Source organism: Shewanella sp. HL-SH2 (assembly GCF_051164935.1).
In the GTDB taxonomy this organism is placed as follows: Bacteria; Pseudomonadota; Gammaproteobacteria; order Enterobacterales; family Shewanellaceae; genus Shewanella; species Shewanella glacialimarina.
On sequence record NZ_CP195035.1, the window covers coordinates 3,588,004 to 3,605,317 of the forward strand.

The window sequence follows — 17,314 nt, forward strand, 5'->3', positions numbered from 1 at the left end:
CAATAAAAAAGCCCACATATGAGTGGGCGCTTATTTTAAATCAATTTTGCCGCTTACGGGGCTTTTTTCGTCACAAACATCGCATCGCCATAGCTAAAAAAGCGATATTTCTGCTCAATCGCATGATGATAGGCCTTCATTACCTCTTCATAACCGGCAAAAGCACTCATCAACATGATTAATGTCGACTCAGGCAGGTGAAAGTTAGTCACCATGGCATCAACTACTTTGAATTGAAAACCAGGATAGATAAAAATATCCGTATAACCGCAAAACGCCGTTAATGGATCATCACCACAGGCTTTTGCTGCGCTTTCTAATGAACGTACAGAAGTTGTACCGACTGCGACAACACGTTTTCCTGCCGCTTTAGTTTGCGCAATTAACTCGATAACCTCTTGTGGTACATCAGCCCACTCAGAATGCATTTTGTGCTCAAGCACGTTATCCACTCTCACTGGCTGAAAAGTACCAGCACCCACATGAAGGGTAACAAAGGCAATATTAACGCCCTTGTCTTTTAATGCTGCAAGCATTGCATCATCAAAGTGTAACCCCGCCGTTGGTGCAGCAACCGCACCAGGCTTTTGGTTATACACTGTTTGATAGCGCTCTTTATCAGCATCTTCGTCGGGACGGTCGATATAAGGAGGCAGCGGCATATGGCCGATTTGCTCAAGGACGTCTAAAACAGTCTTGTCAGATAGCAGCTCAAGTTCGAATAGAGCATCATGACGAGCAATCATTTTCATTTGATAGCCAGCATCTAAGTCAATTAAGCTGTCAACTTTAGGTGATTTTGAACTACGAACATGCGCAAGAATACGTTTATCATCTAGCATACGCTCAACAAGGATTTCTAGCTTTCCGCCAGTTGTTTTTTGACCGAATAAACGTGCGGGTATTACACGGGTATTGTTAAATACCATCAAATCACCAGGATTTATCATTTGCAGTAAATCGGTGAATTTTTTATCCGCTAAGGCGCCATTATGGCCATCAAGCGTCAGTAATCGCGATGCATTGCGCTGCGCCGTTGGATAACGGGCAATCAATTCATCAGGCAGCTCAAACGAAAAGTCAGTGACGCGCATAATTGGATCTCAACTAGTCAAAAATCGGCCGCCAGTCTATGGCGACCATAGATAAAGATCAAGTTAAGACGATCAATTTATGACAATATTATTATTGTAACCTTAGTATTAACGGTGACTATTATAAGTTATTCACTGATGTCATTACTTAACGGGTCTCCTGGCATATCTGCCAGCTGAAGGCCGGGTTAATTACTTAATTGAAGATTCTGTAGAAGAAGCGATTTCACAGGCCAGATCTTCAGCCGAAGCTAATTCTGATTCATCTGTGTTGTCGGAACTGTCTGTATTTGGATGTTTAAAATCATCCATGCTGAAACGATAGGAATGATAGCGCAAATCAACCTGCACTTTATGGCGTACCAACATAGGTTCGCGCCCCAATATTTTATTAAGCCAGCTTTTCATCTTCCATGATCCTAAAACAAACAAAACGAATAATATAAATCGTATTTCTAAATAATCTTTATAGCATGGTTACTTCAGCATTATTTATTCAGCCGAGACAGAGTCTGTGGTACATTAACTCACTGTATTATTAATGCAGAAATAGCATAACTAACAAATAGCTTGATTATTTTTCATACGTTATCATACTGTAAAATCTACAAAAAAGAAGTATAAAATTATGAACTTTTTAGCACATCTACATCTCGCAGATATTAGCGACACGCACCTTTCGGCTAATCTTGCGGGTGATTTTGCTAAAGGCAGCATAATCGACCACCCTAAACACTTGCAGCAAGGGATCTGGTTGCACAGACAAATTGATATTGTGACCGATAGTCATGAAATTATTAAGGACTTACTCAGTCAATTTCCTAGTAGCTCTCGCAGAGTTGCGCCCATTTTAATCGATTTAGCTTTTGATCATTATCTAGCTTATTACTGGGAAGAATACCATCAACAATCATTACTAGATTTCACTCAAAAAGCTTACCAATGCATGCAGACAACTCAAGAATTGCCCCCGAAACTGCAAACGATTATTCCAAGTATTATTCAACAAGACTGGTTAAGCAGTTATCAATCGAGACAAGGTTTGGATCAGGCCATCACAGGCGTCAGCAAACGTCTGTCTAAACCAGAGCTATTCAATAGTGCAATCAAAGATGTAGATAAACTTTATATCGAAATTGAAATTGCATTTCGCACCTTTTACCCTCAACTAATGGCATACAGCCGTATTTACAGCCGTAAAACACCTGCAGAATATTTAGTTTAATCATTAAATATTAGCTATTGGGTCTACAAACAATAAGAGGCTGCTGACCGAAATAGCTTTATAAGATGCTGTAAGTTGAAGTCATTGAAGTTTGGGAAATAGCTTATGGACAATAAAATTTTGCTTCGCCAACGTATTCGCACCGGCTCATTCTGGGTAAAACAACTCCGCGATATAAGTCTCATCCTAGTGATACTTTTCGTTATAACCAGTTATTTACAGCGCGACATGATCAATGGCCAAGCACCCAACTTATCTGCGCTAACGGTCAGTCAACAGCCTTTTGACTTAACGACCTTAGCATCAACATCAACCAAACCGACACTCGTTTACTTTTGGGGTACCTGGTGCTCGGCCTGTAAAATAACCTCACCAATGGTAAACTCTGTTGCTTCTTCAAATGACTACCAAGTCATATCGATTGCCGTTGCCTCTGGTTCTGATGATGATATCACCCAATATATGCAACTTAATCAACTCAGTTTTGAAGTTATTAATGAGGCACAATTACCACAGGCGATAAACCTGCCAAGTTTATCGCAACAATGGGGCGCAAATGTTTTTCCTTCTATTTATATTATTGATGAAAATCAGCATATCCGCTTTGTTACCTCTGGTGTAACCACCGCTTGGGGCTTAAAATTACGTTTATGGCTGACGACTTTTTTGTAAGCCAAAACAGCTGGTATCATTAGCTATACTTATTATAGAAACCTGAACTTGCTGTAGAGCCCTAAAACTCACGCGGTACAAAAGTGATCAAAGAGAAAATCAATGCACATTTTTACTTATCAGCCACCCAGTATTCCCTGGCTAGATATTCGATACGTAGACAAAGACATTATTGTTATCAATAAGCCATCAGGATTATTATCTAATCCGGGACGAGCGCCTGAAACCCATGACTGTGCCATTAATCGGCTAACAGAGCGATACTCAGATGCCATTTTGGTTCACCGCCTTGACTGTGACACTTCAGGCATTTTAATTTTTGCCCGTAATAAAAAAGCGGAATCACACCTAAAAACGCAGTTTCAAAATCGCCAGGCTAAAAAAGTCTATATTGCTGAAGTAAGCGGACATATCGACAACCAAACAGGCCAAATTGATTTAGCCTTGGGCCCAATAATCGATAACCCGCCTTTTCAACACGTTACCGACCAAGGCAAAGCCGCTATAACCGACTATAAAATCATTGAACTACGTCCCTATTCCACTTTAGTTGAGCTTAGTCCGCATACTGGTAGAACCCACCAGCTTAGGGTGCATATGTTGGCATTAGGTCACCCTATTCTTGGCGACACATTCTATGCTGATAAAGCGAGTATTGATGCTAGCCCAAGATTAAAATTGCATGCACAGTCGCTAACGATTACTCATCCTTACAAGCAAACCCTATTAGAATTTGTTAGTTCAGCACATTTTTAGCATCCATTGAAAATGGGACTGATTGATTCGTTCAGTAAACAAGTCATAAAAAATGCCGAAACCTGAAAAGGGTTCGGCATTTTTGTTTTAATCGCATTTACGCTCTAATGCCGTAATGAGTTTTTAATACTGAAAGAGCTGTGCCTTAGATTGAATGAGTTTTGTTTGCTGCATTCTCTGCCGCTTCACAAGCCGCAGCGGTAAATACCACGTCAGTTGAGCTATTCAATGCCGTTTCAGCAGAGTCTTGGATAACGCCAATAATAAAGCCAACCGCAACAACTTGCATTGCCACATCATTTGAAATACCAAATAGGCTACATGCCAAGGGTATGAGTAATAACGAGCCACCAGCAACACCTGATGCACCACAAGCAGACACTGCAGCAACAACGCTTAATAAAATCGCCGTCGTAATATCAATTTGAATACCTAACGTATTCACTGCCGCTAAAGTTAGCACTGTAATGGTAATCGCAGCCCCGCCCATGTTAACTGTCGCGCCTAGCGGAATAGAAACAGAGTAAGTATCTTTATGCAGTTTTAACTCTTCACACAACGCCATGTTAACCGGAATATTAGCGGCACTTGAACGGGTAAAAAATGCAGTCACACCACTTGAACGTAAGCACTTTAATACCAATGGATACGGGTTACGTTTAATTTTAATGTATACAATCAGTGGGTTTATCACCAATGCAATAAATAACATAGCGCCAACTAATACTAGCAATAACTGTCCATATCCGGCTAATGCGGCAAAGCCAGTCGTAGCAAAAGTTGCCGCAACTAAACCGAAAATACCAATAGGTGCTAGGCGAATAACAAAACGTACAATAGTCGATACGCCATCACTTAAGTCAGCTAACATACGTTTACTTGAATCACTTGCATGGTGCATTGCGACACCTAAGCCGATACCCCAAGCTAATATGCCAATATAATTACCCGTCATTAATGCATTAACCGGATTATCAACCACTTTAAACATCAAGGTATTTAATACTTCACCAATACCCTGAGGTGGATTAGAACCTTCAATACCTGTGGCTAATAATAGTGTGGTTGGAAACATAAAACTGAACATAACCGCTGTAATCGCTGCGGCTAAAGTACCAATCAAATACAGCACAATAATAGGACGCATATTAGTGTGGCTATCTTTCTTTTGATTAGCGATAGATGACGCCACTAAAACAAACACTAAAATAGGCGCAATGGCCTTTAATGCTCCGACAAATAGATCGCCTAAAAAAGCAACCTGACCAGCGGCTTCGCTTGACACAGAGGCGATGATAACCCCACAAATAATCCCGCCAATAATTTGTAGTACTAAGCTACCATTAGCGATACGTGCAAACAGTGATGTGTTTTGATTCATTACTTTACCTTAACATTATTTATTATTATTGATTTACTTACTAAGGTCTGTATATCAGGATGAGGCGGGCAAAGTCTAGCAAAGACGTTAAATTGATGCGGAAATTACCCTAAACTTCTATGTTAGCCACATTAATTAAACATGTTAACTGGGAGATTTAACCAAGTTGGCTGCGTCGCTAATGTGTTTTGCACCGCGCAGCATGGCTTCGATCAATTCTTTGGCATCAAACTTAGTTAACGCTTCATTGGCACCAACTTGCTTCGCTTGACTTAAACTAATTTCGCTTGAAAGTGAGGTATGTAAAATAATATAAGCTTTGGCAATGTCGGGGTTGTTTTTGACCTCGAACGATAATTCATATCCATCAAGACCAGGCATTTCGATATCGCTCACCAACAGCTGTACTGGATTGCGCTCTTTTGCCGCCTCAACCATCATAGTCAATGCTTCTTGGCCATTAGATGTAACCTGGTAGCCAATGTTAATCGAATCTAACGCATCAGATAGTTGCTTACGGGCTACTTTTGAGTCATCAACAATCAAAATACGTAATGGTTTAAGTTTTTCTCGCTGCACATCGGTTAAAATGGCACGATTAACAGAGGGATCGTGCGGGAATATTTTTGATAGCAATAGCTCAACATCTAGCAATTGCACTAACTGGCCTTCAAAACGTGTCACACCGGTTAAAAAGGCATTCTTGCCTAAGTTAGTCGCCGGTGACTCAATATCACGCCAATTACATTCAATAATTTTGTCTATTGCGCGTACCACAAAACCAATCACCATCCGCTGACAATCAGTAATAATGATAAAACAATTTTTTAATTCACTTTCATCTATCGGTCTAAATCCAATACCTGCTGCCATATCAATAATCGGAATGGTGCCACCACGCACAGCTGCGGCCCCCATGATACTAGGATGAGAATTAGGGATCTTTGTCAAGGCAGTAAAAGGCACCAGTTCACGAACTTTTAATGTACCCAATGCAAACAGTTGACTCTGATTTAAATGAAACAGGAGCAACCCTTGGGATTGACTGGCTTTGCTAACCTTTGATGCCATTGAGTGTCCTCACTAAAAATATAAAATGACTACTTTGATAATATAGCAGTAAATGGCTGTCATTATTGTGCTATCAATTCAATTTTCTATTTAAAGTAATATAGATAAAGTGAATGGCAGATTATTTCAATACCATTTGGATATAATTGTTAAATTTGATCAGTAATGGCTAAGAACCTAACATCCAATAAAAAAGGAATACCCGTCAGATAATCACTGAATCATTAATAAATCGATTCAGTATTGCACTGCTAAGTATTCCCTTATTCTAACAAATACCAATAATTAGTTAGATGACTCTTGTAATTTGTACAGCACATCGTAAACGAACTGATCCCAGCCTTCAGCGTCAAACGCTAAACCACTGGCGTTACGCACCTGGCTAACAGCATGCACAGGGGCTGCGCCATTTTCCATTAAATAATACGCCATCATAAGTTCGGTACGGTTAATACCTGAGCGACAATGCAGTAATACGGCTTTATTTTCCGACTCAGCCTGACGAATAAAAGCTAACACCTTAGGCATAATTTCTGCACAAATCTCAACATCACCTTCAATAGGCGGGATGTTATCAGGTAAGCTAAATACCTGATGCGCTATCCCTAAATCGGCCATAGCTTGTGTGTCACACATAGCACCATCATTGAGTGACGCTATCGCACCGAATCCGGCGGCTTTAAGTTCTGCTAAATCCCATGCATCTTTATTGGGACCACTGCGTCCTGCAAGTTGCCCATCTATTAACCAAAAAACTTGTTTCATATACCTACTACTTAATTTCGTTTTTAGACCAAACATTTACATTTTCAGGAGGAAGTTTTTTACGCTTCTTTTTTCCCGTTCCTGCAGGCTTAGCCATTGGTTTAACGATTTGCGCGCTTAATGGCATTTCTTCATCTGCCTCAAAGCCTACTATTTGCTCACGTTCAAGGCGAATTTGATTCTTTTTCTCTATTACTGAGAAATGATGATAATCATCATGACAAAGCAAACTTATGGCTAAACCCACTTCACCAGCTCGGCCGCTTCGACCAATACGGTGCATATAATCAGCAGGACTTCGGGGTAAGTCAAAATTAATTACCACGGGTAGTTTTTCAATATCAATACCGCGAGCAGCAATGTCGGTGGCAATTAATACATCAATTTCAGACAATTTGAAAGCTTCTAATACACGATTTCTTGCACCTTGTGCTTTATCGCCGTGAAACACTTCTGCATTAATGCCTCTTTTAGCCAGTTTTTGGGCTAAATGATTACAGGTGTTTTTTGCATTAACAAATATAAGTGCCTGACGCCATTGATTTTCATTAATCAAATGCGCTAATAATGCCGTTTTAGATTCACGATTAACAGTAAAAACCCGTTGCACCAAAGTACTTGCTTCAGCACTTTGTAAATGTATCTCAAGTGGCTTAGTTAATAATGATGAAGCTAGGGCTTGGACCTCTTCAGGAAAAGTCGCAGAAAACAGCAAGGTTTGCTTTTTCTTTGGCATTAACTCAAGTACTTGAGTTAACTCTTCGGTAAAACCAAGACTTAACATGCGATCAGCTTCATCAAGCACTAAATGAGAAACGGTATTTAACTTAAGTGCATTTGAAGAGAGTAAATCTAATAATCGCCCCGGCGTAGCAACCACTACATCGGCGCCGCCACGTAGAGCTAACATTTGGGTATTGACTGACACACCACCATAAATGGCAACGGTTTTAATCAAGCCATTTAAATGACTCGCATAAGACTGAAAGCTATCGGCCACCTGTTTAGCGAGCTCACGCGTTGGCACCAATACTAAGCAACTGACATTATTATTTTTTGAGGTATTTTTCTTGGTGCTAAGGCTTAAATGTTGAATGATAGGTAATGCAAACGCAGCTGTTTTACCTGAACCGGTATTGGCTCCCGCAAGAATATCCTGACCTTGCAATAACGCCGGAATTGTCGCCGCTTGCACAGGAGTTGGGGAGGTATAATTTAGCTCAGCAAGTCGAGCTAGCAAAGGCGCCGACAAGCCAAAATCAGTAAAAGTAACAGTTTGGGTCATGTATCAATTCAATTAATTTGGATAAACCACAATTTTACATTAGTTTATGGGTGAAGTCTGAAATAATTCAATCAGCAGAGTGCCGTTCTGTGAGCTAACAATCCAATTCTACACTCTGAACCAGCCTCGACATTATCGAAAATGCTTTAAATTGAAAATAATAAGCGAGATCCCCGATAACAGATCTCGGGGATGACGAGTCAAAATAGTCTCAAAGATGACGAAGGTAAAGTCATCCAGGGAATAAGCACACTAGATTGTCATCCCGGCGATGCTTCTGGGCCGGGATCTGGCTTTTCTATTTATTCAATCCGAGCAACATCGTACTTGGCATTTTAATATTTAGCCTCTAACCCTAACAAGAATTGCTTCATCTCTAAGCCATAGGCATAACCGGTTAACTTACCACTTTTACCAATTACTCTGTGGCATGGCACTATTATCGCAATCGGGTTGGCCCCATTTGCAGCCCCAACGGCCCTTACCGCTTTAGGACGATTGATACCGTTAGCAATGTCGCTGTAACTGCATATCTCGCCAAATTGCATGGCTGATAACGCTTGCCAAACTTGATGCTGAAACACAGTACCTTTGGGCGCGAGAGATAACTCAAACACCTTACGCTTACCGGCAAAATATTCAGTTAACTGCTTATGGACCTTGTTTATGTGTTGCTGAGCAAGATGCTTTTGTTGTCGACTTAGGTCATCTGATTGCTCGCGATTACATTCAAGTTCAATAACCTCACCAAATGTTTCAACAGCAGCCGATTGACGGCTAATATCAACAACCGTCAAATGAGTCAGTCCTTCGCTTGACGCTTTTACTGACAACACCCCCACAGGGCTGGTTAAATTGACTGTTAATACTGGCGGCTGATATTGATTAACCATTTTGTGTATCCTTGTATAAATTAAATCCAGGCGGGCTTTAATTAAATCATACCGAGATTAAGTAATACCAACATCACTCGGCGGACCATAACTGAAACGTTAAGTAACTGCCCCATGGCGCGGCTTGCTCGGCAACCTTTTCAGCCAGTTGTTGATATTGTTTTGCGGTTTCCATGCTAATAGCGCTTTTGTCACATAATGCTTTTAAGCGATTTTTGATCACTAAATCACCGCTCAAAAATACATTAGACTGACTCTCACCGCGCATTTGCGCATAGGCGACAGTCCAAGGGCCAATACCTTTAACATTAAGCCAATCAAGTGGTGAAGACTGCGGGTTATTATGCACAAACTTACCTAAGCCATTTAATGCCAACTTTCTTGCCCCTGGCATTTTCAGCTCATCTAAACTAGCACTGCCAATGGCTTCAGGCGTTGGAAACAATCTAAACGTTTGCTGACCAAGCGTTATACTCTCACCATAATGTTCCACCAGAGTATTGAGCAACTTAGAGGCTTGTACCACACTCACTTGTTGACCAAGCACGGCGCGGCAGGCCGCTTCAAACACAGAAAAAGTAGCCGGTATTCTTAAACCCGGCTTTAATGCAACTGCACTGATATCGATAGCCTTAATACTTTTCAGTTGGCCTTCAATGGTTAACATGTCAGCATCCAAATCGAGCATCTTTCTGACGGCATTAACCACAGCAGCTAAATAACGTGAATCTGTTGGTTCGACAAAGCTTACCGCAAGTTCAAACAGTGACTTAGTCTCTATGTGTTTGATCTGCAATATGCCTTTAACGCCATTAAGATTAAAACTTCGACCATAAATATCGTCAGCTAACCATTCCATATTGGCAACTTGCCTTAAATGATAAAAGTCATGCATTGCCTGCCAGTTTAAGGGTGGCCGATAGCTGAGTTTTAAGGTGATGCTCGCGCGGGTGTTCATAACATCGCTTTGATAGGTGTTTTGATGGTTGCTTTGCATATCCGTCGACACTGTTTGAACTGTTTTGTCGCTTTTATCAATAGAGGCTTTACTAAGGCTCTTTCTTAGTGATGTTGGCGTTAATTGTAGCGCTTGCTTAAATGTGTCATTAAAGCTGCGGATACTATTAAACCCAGATGCAAGTGCTACATCGGTTATCGGCAACGCCGTTTGGTGTAATAATGTTTTGGCAAACATCACTTGCTGATATAGAGCATATTTCTTTGGTGATGTACCCAGAAATTGAGTAAATAATTTCACTAAATATCGGCTGCTAATGCCGAGTTTATCGGATAACTGCTCAACACTAAGCGCCGACTCACCTGCCATCGCCCCATTATCGATTAGCTTTATCGCTCGCTGTAATGTGGTTTGAGTGCCTATCCACGCATAGGAATGAGGCGCACTATCTGGACGACAACGTAAACAAGGCCTTAAGCCATGATTAGCCGCTTTAATTGGGCTGTCAAAGTAGCGAACGTTTTTCTCATGCGGCGGTGACGCGGGACAAATAGAGCGACAATAAATCCCTGTACTAAAAACACCCGTATAAAATTGGCCATCAAACCGCGCGTCACGGCTAAGCCTAGCTTGACGACACACCTCGGCCAAAATCGTACAGTCATGTTCAGGAAGAATAGCCACAATGGCACCAGTAGAATGAATAATAAGCTTACTTTACGTCAGCAGACCATTTTGCACTAGCGGAAATCGGTACTGAAGCCTCCCCTAATTGAACAACCATCACAAACACAGCCATTTACATTTCTCTCAATATTAGCGGTAAATAATACTGAGGTTATAAAGTACTTGAGGTATCCTAACAGCAAAGATTATTGAAGAATAACCAGAGCCTTGCATGTTTAAATTTTTTGAATCACTCGTACAACCTTTGCCACCCGAAGAACCGACTCAGCCACCCAAAAGCTTATATGCTTTTTGCCGTCATTATACCAAAGGGTTCGGCGCGCCATTAATTGCGATGTCGGTGCTAACGGCTCTTTTGGCGATGCTAGAAGTGTCCCTTTTTGGCTTTATGGGACAATTGGTTGATTGGTTGGTGACGAAAAATCCCCAGACATTATGGCAAGATGAAGGGGACACATTAATCACCATGTCGGTTATCGTGTTAGTCGTTATTCCCTTTCTAGTTTGGCTACATGCATCAATTGTTTATCAAACCTTGTTAGGTAATTACCCTATGGCTATCCGGTGGATGGCACACCGTTATTTACTAAAACAAAGTATCTCGTTCTATCAAGATGATTTTGCAGGCCGAGTGGCCACCAAAGTCATGCAAACAGCCCTTGCTGTACGTGAAACTGTGATGAAACTACTCGATGTATTGGTATACATTTTAGTCTACTTCACCTCAATGTTAGTCATGATTGCCAGCGCAGACCTACGCCTAATGCTGCCGATGCTAATTTGGTTAGCGGCTTATGTGGCTATCCAATGGAAATTAGTACCAAAACTTAAAGCTATAGCAACAGAACAAGCCGACGCACGTTCAACCATGACAGGGCGAATTGTTGACAGCTATACCAATATAGCCACCGTAAAACTGTTTTCTCATACCCAACAAGAAACCGATTACGCCAAAGACAGCATGATGATTTTCTTAAAAACCGTTTACGGTCAAATGCGTCTGGTCACTGTGATTAACGTATCAGTACAAATCATTAACTACATCTTAGCCTTCACTATTACTGCGGTATCTATTTGGTTATGGGCGGACGATGCCATCACAGTCGGCGCTATCGCTATTGCGGTTAGCTTAGCACTGCGACTCAATGGCATGTCACAATGGATAATGTGGGAAATCAGTTCATTATTTGAAAATATCGGCACAGTGACAGATGGAATGAATACTTTATCTAAGTCTATTTTGATTGAAGATAAAGTCGATGCCAAACCACTCAATGTTAGCCGAGGGCAAATTGACTTCAATCAGGTCAGCTTTCATTACGGTGAAAAAACGGGCGTGATTGAAGGGCTAGACTTGCACATTAAAGCCGGTGAAAAAGTCGGCTTAGTGGGGCGTTCAGGCGCGGGTAAATCTACCCTAGTGAATTTATTAATGCGTTTTCATGACATCGAAAAAGGTGAGATTTTAATTGATCAACAGGGATTAAAAGATGTCACCCAGGACTCATTACGCGCTCATATCGGCATGGTGACACAGGACACATCGCTATTGCACCGCTCCATTCGTGAAAACATTCTTTATGGTGACCCTAATGCCAGCGAAGCACAATTAGTTGCTGCAATTCAACAGGCACAAGCTACCGAGTTTATTGCCGCATTAACAGACCCACATGGCAATGTCGGCCTGGATGCTCAAGTTGGTGAACGTGGTGTCAAACTGTCAGGCGGACAACGCCAACGTATCGCCATTGCCCGGGTATTACTTAAAAATGCCCCTATTTTGCTGTTAGATGAAGCCACATCAGCACTCGACTCTGAAGTTGAAGCGGCGATTCAAGAATCATTATATGAATTAATGGAAGGTAAAACCGTTATCGCCATCGCCCATCGACTATCAACCATAGCCGCGATGGACAGGTTAATCGTATTAGACAAAGGCAAAATAGTTGAGCAAGGTAGCCACCAAGAACTTATCGCCAGTGGCGGTATTTATAGCCAGCTATGGGCACATCAAACTGGAGGGTTTTTAGGGCTAGATTAACCCAGTTTAAATGGCGTCATCCGCACGAACAAAAATAGCGGATGACGTTCTCTGGACTTATTTGAGCGCTCAATAACATTATTACCAGTACCTGCGCCTTGTTACCGCTATATGCCAAAAGCAATTTTATCAACTACCATAATAACCAGAAAACACGCTAACTATGGATAGGTTTTCACTGCTATGGATCAGCAATCATACGTTTATATACTCACCAACAAACCTAACGGCACTCTTTATATAGGGGTAACGTCTTCACTCATAAAGCGTATATATGAACACAAAAATAACGTGTGTGATGGATTTAGTAAAAAATATAACACCAAGAAATTAGTTTATTTTGAAGTTCATGATGATATTTATCAAGCCATCACTCGTGAGAAACAACTTAAAAAATGGCATCGAGATTGGAAAATCAAATTGATAGAGAAAAATAACCCTTACAGGGTTGATCTTTATGATGATCTACTTTAAATCCTAAAATATGCTTTTAAATCAAATGCTCTACGTACAATACCTGCCAACTGCCAAAATCGAGATCCCCGATAAAAGATCTCGGGGATGACGAAAAAAATCAAACCGGCAGTCATATAGGTAATGCCGCGTCGGCAGTCATACAGGCAATGCATCACCCACCGTCATCCCGATAAGCTTCCACCTAGCGTCATCCCGGTAATGCTTCTGGGCCGGGATCTTGTCTTCATACAAAATATCTAAAATCGAGATCCCCGATAAAAGATCTCGGGGATGACGAAGGAAAAACATCAAACCGGCAGACATATAGGTAATGCCGCATCGGCAGTCATACAGGCAATGCATCACCCATCGTCATCCCGGTAACGCTTCTGGGCCGGGATCGAGCTTTAGTCAAACAAGTAGCCTAATATTTTTAAACAAGTGCCCATGTTGATCTTTGTCCGATAATAAAGGTGCATCATTTACAGGCCACTTGATATCTAGATGAGCATCATTCCACAAAATGGTTTCTTCTGATTGTGGATGATAATAATCAGTACATTTATAAACACATTCTGCCGAATCACTTAGTACATAAAAACCGTGGGCAAAACCGGCAGGGATCCAAACTTGGCGTTTATTGTCAGCTGAAAGCAACACCCCAACCCATTGCCCATATGTCGGCGAGTCAGTGCGAATATCAACGGCAACATCAAATATTTCACCTGATATGACTCGAATTAACTTACCTTGAGTCTGCTGACGCTGGAAATGTAATCCGCGCAAGGTGCCTTTTACCGACTTAGAATGATTATCTTGCACAAAATGAGTTGGCTTGCCTGCAACTAATGTCTCAAACTGTTGTTGATTCCAGGTTTCGCAGAAATAGCCTCTGTCATCACCAAACACCTTTGGCTCAATGATTTTTACACCGGCTATATTAGTTTCAATCACGTTCATTTATTGCTCTTTCTCGGACTTAATTGGAGGTGTAAATCTTATCTGCGAAGTATCATCCTCTAATGCAAGGGGCGCTAATACAGTCACAACTTTAGATAAAGCCGATATCCAGTCACTGGGATGAATGCCGAATGTGTCAGTGATTTTTTGACAATGTAATTTACTATTGTGCGGTCGTTTGGCGGCGACAGGATACTCATCTGTGCTAATTGGCTTTAATTCAGCAAGGTTCAACTTTGTTGCTATGCGATGAATTTCAGTCTGTTTGTGATCATTCACTATCTTTTGTTGAACTATCTTTTGCGCAAATTGATACCAACTCACATGGGGCAAACCTGAGAAATGATACACGCCATAAAGAGTGTTATTAATATGCTCATTTTGGCCACGCTGAGCACCTAGAGTATGAGCTGTATTAGTATCTAATTGCAGCATAATCGAAATCAAAGTCTGTGCAACATGTCCCGCATAAGTAGGGCCACCAAACTGATCATCAACAATATGTAAAGTGGGTTTATCCTGACTTAAACCTAATATAGTGCGGACAAAATTATTGCCATATTCACTGAACATCCATGCAGTACGCAAAATAATATGCTTAGGGTTCGTTTGCATTACAGCAAGTTCACCAGCGAGTTTACTTTCGCCATACACACTTAAAGGACTGGTAATATCGTCTTCTTGATATTCGCCAAGCTTATCACCAGTAAAAACATAATCGGTTGAGACATGTAATATTGTCGCACCAATGCCATTGGCCGCTTGGGCTAAATTTTTCGCCCCATCACGATTAACCGCATAAGCGAGTTCAACATCATTTTCAGCCCTATCAACAGCGGTATAAGCTGCGGTATTGATAATATAATCGGGTAAAAACTTTGCCATGACCAATTCAACAGCATCAAGGTTTGAGATATCTAACTGCTGCTTTGTTAACGCTAATACTTCAACATGCTGCACCATCGTGCTGTGCAGATGTGCCAATAGCGACCGCCCCAGCTGACCATTGGCCCCAGTTATCAACAAACGCACTATCTTACTTCCTCAATCAAACGTAGTAGGTATTGGCCGTATTCATTTTTCAATAATGGCTGCGCAATTCGGTAAAGGTCATCGTCAGAAAGCCAACCATTACGCCAAGCTATCTCTTCTAAACACGCCACCTTTAATCCTTGCACGGCTTCAATGGTTTGTACAAAAGAAGACGCCTGGTGCAAGCTTTGATGAGTGCCAGTATCAAGCCAGGCAAACCCTCGACCTAACAGCTCAACTGATAAACTTGCATCATCTAAATACCGTTGATTTAAATCGGTTATTTCAAGCTCATGTCTGGCTGAAGGTGTAAGCGCCTTCGCAAACTCAACCACACGATTATCATAAAAATACAGCCCAGTAACCGCGTAACTCGACTTAGGCTTTAGTGGTTTCTCTTCAATCGAAATAGCATTCATTTGCGGATCAAACTCTACCACGCCAAATCGCTCAGGATCTTTCACCTGATAACCAAATATTGTTGCGCCAAACGGCTTACTTACAGCTTGTTTAAGGGTATGGCTAAATGACTGTCCATAAAAAATATTATCCCCTAATACCAAGCAAACATTATCATTACCAATAAACGATTCACCAATGATAAAAGCTTGTGCTATGCCATCTGGTGACGCCTGGATTGCGTAACTTAGGCGCACACCATAATCTGAACCATCACCCAAAAGACGTTCAAAACTGTGTTTATCTTCAGCGGTAGTGATAATAAGAATATCTCTTATACCCGCCAACATTAAGGTTGATAAAGGATAATAAATCATCGGCTTATCATAAACCGGCAACAACTGCTTAGATATTCCACGCGTAAGAGGATATAAACGCGTACCCGTTCCACCCGCTAAAATAATGCCTTTCATAACCCCTCTCATTTTCAACGTGACATAAGCCAGTATTTAATCAACCGTTATCAAGAATTAAGGCCTAAACGCTCACCTTGATAACGACCATCTTGCACATGTTGACACCAGGTTTGGTGGGTTAAATACCATTCGATAGTTTTACGTAAACCTGTTGCAAAGGTTTCTTGTGGTTGCCAGTTCAATTCATGGCTTATTTTGGTGGCATCAATAGCATAACGACGGTCATGACCGGGTCTGTCTGTGACATAAGTAATTTGTTCAGCGTAAGAAGTCTCTTTAGGCAAAAGAGCATCTAAAATACCACAAATAGCCTTCACTACATCGATATTGCGTTGCTCATTATGGCCACCAATATTGTAGGTCTCACCCACCTTACCTTCAGTCACCACTTTATACAGTGCCCTAGCGTGGTCTTCGACATATAACCAATCACGAATTTGATCGCCTTTACCATAAATCGGTAAATCTTTACCCTCTATGGCATTTAAAATAACCAGTGGAATTAACTTCTCAGGAAAGTGGTAAGGACCATAATTATTCGAACAATTACTCACAATCGTTGGCAAGCCATAGGTGCGGCACCATGCACGAACTAAATGATCACTGGATGCTTTTGATGCTGCATAAGGACTACTGGGTGCGTATGATGTTTGTTCAGTGAACTTAGGTAAATAGGCAAATTGATCAGCACACACATCATCAGGATGAGGTAAGTCACCAAACACTTCATCGGTAGAAATATGGTGAAAACGAAATACTGATTGCCGATCTAAGCTAAGTCCACTCCAGTATTGGCGGGACGCCTCTAAAAGAGTATAAGTGCCAACAATATTGGTCTGAATGAAATCACTGGGCCCAGTAATTGAACGGTCTACATGACTTTCAGCGGCTAAATGCATAATACAATCAGGCTGATGCTCGGCAAAAACACGATCTAATTCAGCACGATTACGAATGTCGACCTGCTCAAAATGATAACGCGGGTTATTACTCACAGATTGTAAAGACGCTAAGTTACCCGCATAGGTGAGTTTATCAACATTAACGACTTCATCTTGGGTATGCTCAATTATAAAACGCACTAAGGCCGAGCCAATAAAACCTGCTCCACCCGTCACTAAAATCTTCAAAGACATTCACCAAGTTAGCACTAAAACTGATGT

The 17,314-nt window shown here is 41.3% G+C and carries 17 protein-coding genes; 5 read left to right on the forward strand and 12 right to left on the reverse strand.

Going from position 1 to position 17,314, the window contains the following annotated elements:
* Window positions 1-53 precede the first annotated feature (53 nt).
* Together queA and ACRWP9_RS15620 are read right to left on the reverse strand one after the other, a co-directional pair.
* Window positions 54-1,094: a tRNA preQ1(34) S-adenosylmethionine ribosyltransferase-isomerase QueA gene (gene queA, locus ACRWP9_RS15615; RefSeq protein ID WP_434926758.1), complete on the reverse strand. Its 1,041-nt coding sequence runs from the start codon at window positions 1,092-1,094 to the stop codon at window positions 54-56.
* A 192-nt stretch (window positions 1,095-1,286) separates the two neighbouring features.
* Complete coding sequence (locus ACRWP9_RS15620; protein ID WP_434926759.1) at window positions 1,287-1,502, reverse strand: hypothetical protein; 216 nt, start codon at window positions 1,500-1,502, stop codon at window positions 1,287-1,289.
* Between the two features lie 220 nt (window positions 1,503-1,722).
* Between ACRWP9_RS15620 and ACRWP9_RS15625 the strand changes: the two genes are divergently transcribed.
* The 3 genes from ACRWP9_RS15625 (at window position 1,723) to ACRWP9_RS15635 (ending at window position 3,747) form a co-directional block, all read left to right on the forward strand.
* The gene (locus ACRWP9_RS15625) at window positions 1,723-2,319 is read left to right on the forward strand and encodes an ACP phosphodiesterase (protein WP_434926760.1); all 597 of its coding nucleotides are present in this window, start codon (window positions 1,723-1,725) and stop codon (window positions 2,317-2,319) included.
* Between the two features lie 105 nt (window positions 2,320-2,424).
* Window positions 2,425-2,991 (forward strand): protein disulfide oxidoreductase, encoded by a 567-nt coding sequence (locus ACRWP9_RS15630; protein ID WP_434926761.1) that lies wholly within the window; start codon window positions 2,425-2,427, stop codon window positions 2,989-2,991.
* 102 nt (window positions 2,992-3,093) lie between these two features.
* Entirely contained in the window at window positions 3,094-3,747 is a 654-nt protein-coding gene (locus ACRWP9_RS15635) for a pseudouridine synthase (protein WP_434926762.1), read from the forward strand.
* A gap of 145 nt (window positions 3,748-3,892) precedes the next feature.
* Here the strand turns inward: ACRWP9_RS15635 and sstT are convergent, their stop codons facing one another.
* The 6 genes from sstT to ACRWP9_RS15665 form a co-directional block, all read right to left on the reverse strand.
* A complete protein-coding gene (gene sstT, locus ACRWP9_RS15640) occupies window positions 3,893-5,128 on the reverse strand; it encodes a serine/threonine transporter SstT (protein ID WP_434926763.1) in 1,236 nt (411 codons plus the stop codon).
* 144 nt (window positions 5,129-5,272) lie between these two features.
* Window positions 5,273-6,199: a chemotaxis protein gene (locus ACRWP9_RS15645; protein WP_434926764.1), complete on the reverse strand. Its 927-nt coding sequence runs from the start codon at window positions 6,197-6,199 to the stop codon at window positions 5,273-5,275.
* A 285-nt stretch (window positions 6,200-6,484) separates the two neighbouring features.
* Window positions 6,485-6,964 (reverse strand): dual specificity protein phosphatase family protein, encoded by a 480-nt coding sequence (locus tag ACRWP9_RS15650; protein WP_434926765.1) that lies wholly within the window; start codon window positions 6,962-6,964, stop codon window positions 6,485-6,487.
* Between the two features lie 7 nt (window positions 6,965-6,971).
* A complete protein-coding gene (locus ACRWP9_RS15655) occupies window positions 6,972-8,249 on the reverse strand; it encodes a DEAD/DEAH box helicase (protein WP_434926766.1) in 1,278 nt (425 codons plus the stop codon).
* 335 nt (window positions 8,250-8,584) lie between these two features.
* Entirely contained in the window at window positions 8,585-9,142 is a 558-nt protein-coding gene (locus ACRWP9_RS15660) for a methylated-DNA--[protein]-cysteine S-methyltransferase (RefSeq protein ID WP_434926767.1), read from the reverse strand.
* 73 nt (window positions 9,143-9,215) lie between these two features.
* The gene (locus tag ACRWP9_RS15665) at window positions 9,216-10,784 is read right to left on the reverse strand and encodes a DNA-3-methyladenine glycosylase 2 family protein (protein ID WP_434926768.1); all 1,569 of its coding nucleotides are present in this window, start codon (window positions 10,782-10,784) and stop codon (window positions 9,216-9,218) included.
* Between the two features lie 214 nt (window positions 10,785-10,998).
* On the opposite strand from ACRWP9_RS15665, the gene ACRWP9_RS15670 reads away from it, so the two are divergent.
* Window positions 10,999-12,828: an ABC transporter ATP-binding protein gene (locus ACRWP9_RS15670; protein ID WP_434926769.1), complete on the forward strand. Its 1,830-nt coding sequence runs from the start codon at window positions 10,999-11,001 to the stop codon at window positions 12,826-12,828.
* 183 nt (window positions 12,829-13,011) lie between these two features.
* The gene (locus ACRWP9_RS15675) at window positions 13,012-13,302 is read left to right on the forward strand and encodes a GIY-YIG nuclease family protein (protein WP_434926770.1); all 291 of its coding nucleotides are present in this window, start codon (window positions 13,012-13,014) and stop codon (window positions 13,300-13,302) included.
* A gap of 393 nt (window positions 13,303-13,695) precedes the next feature.
* On the opposite strand, the gene rfbC is transcribed toward ACRWP9_RS15675, so the two are convergent.
* From rfbC to rfbB, 4 genes are read right to left on the reverse strand one after another with little or no spacing between them, the layout of a single operon-like run.
* Window positions 13,696-14,244: a dTDP-4-dehydrorhamnose 3,5-epimerase gene (rfbC, locus tag ACRWP9_RS15680; RefSeq protein WP_434926771.1), complete on the reverse strand. Its 549-nt coding sequence runs from the start codon at window positions 14,242-14,244 to the stop codon at window positions 13,696-13,698.
* Complete coding sequence (gene rfbD, locus ACRWP9_RS15685; protein ID WP_434926772.1) at window positions 14,245-15,276, reverse strand: dTDP-4-dehydrorhamnose reductase; 1,032 nt, start codon at window positions 15,274-15,276, stop codon at window positions 14,245-14,247.
* Entirely contained in the window at window positions 15,276-16,148 is an 873-nt protein-coding gene (gene rfbA, locus ACRWP9_RS15690) for a glucose-1-phosphate thymidylyltransferase RfbA (protein ID WP_434926773.1), read from the reverse strand. The genes rfbD and rfbA overlap by 1 nt, the downstream gene beginning before the upstream one ends.
* 50 nt (window positions 16,149-16,198) lie before the next feature.
* Entirely contained in the window at window positions 16,199-17,281 is a 1,083-nt protein-coding gene (gene rfbB / locus ACRWP9_RS15695; protein WP_434929094.1) for a dTDP-glucose 4,6-dehydratase, read from the reverse strand.
* Window positions 17,282-17,314 lie beyond the last annotated feature (33 nt).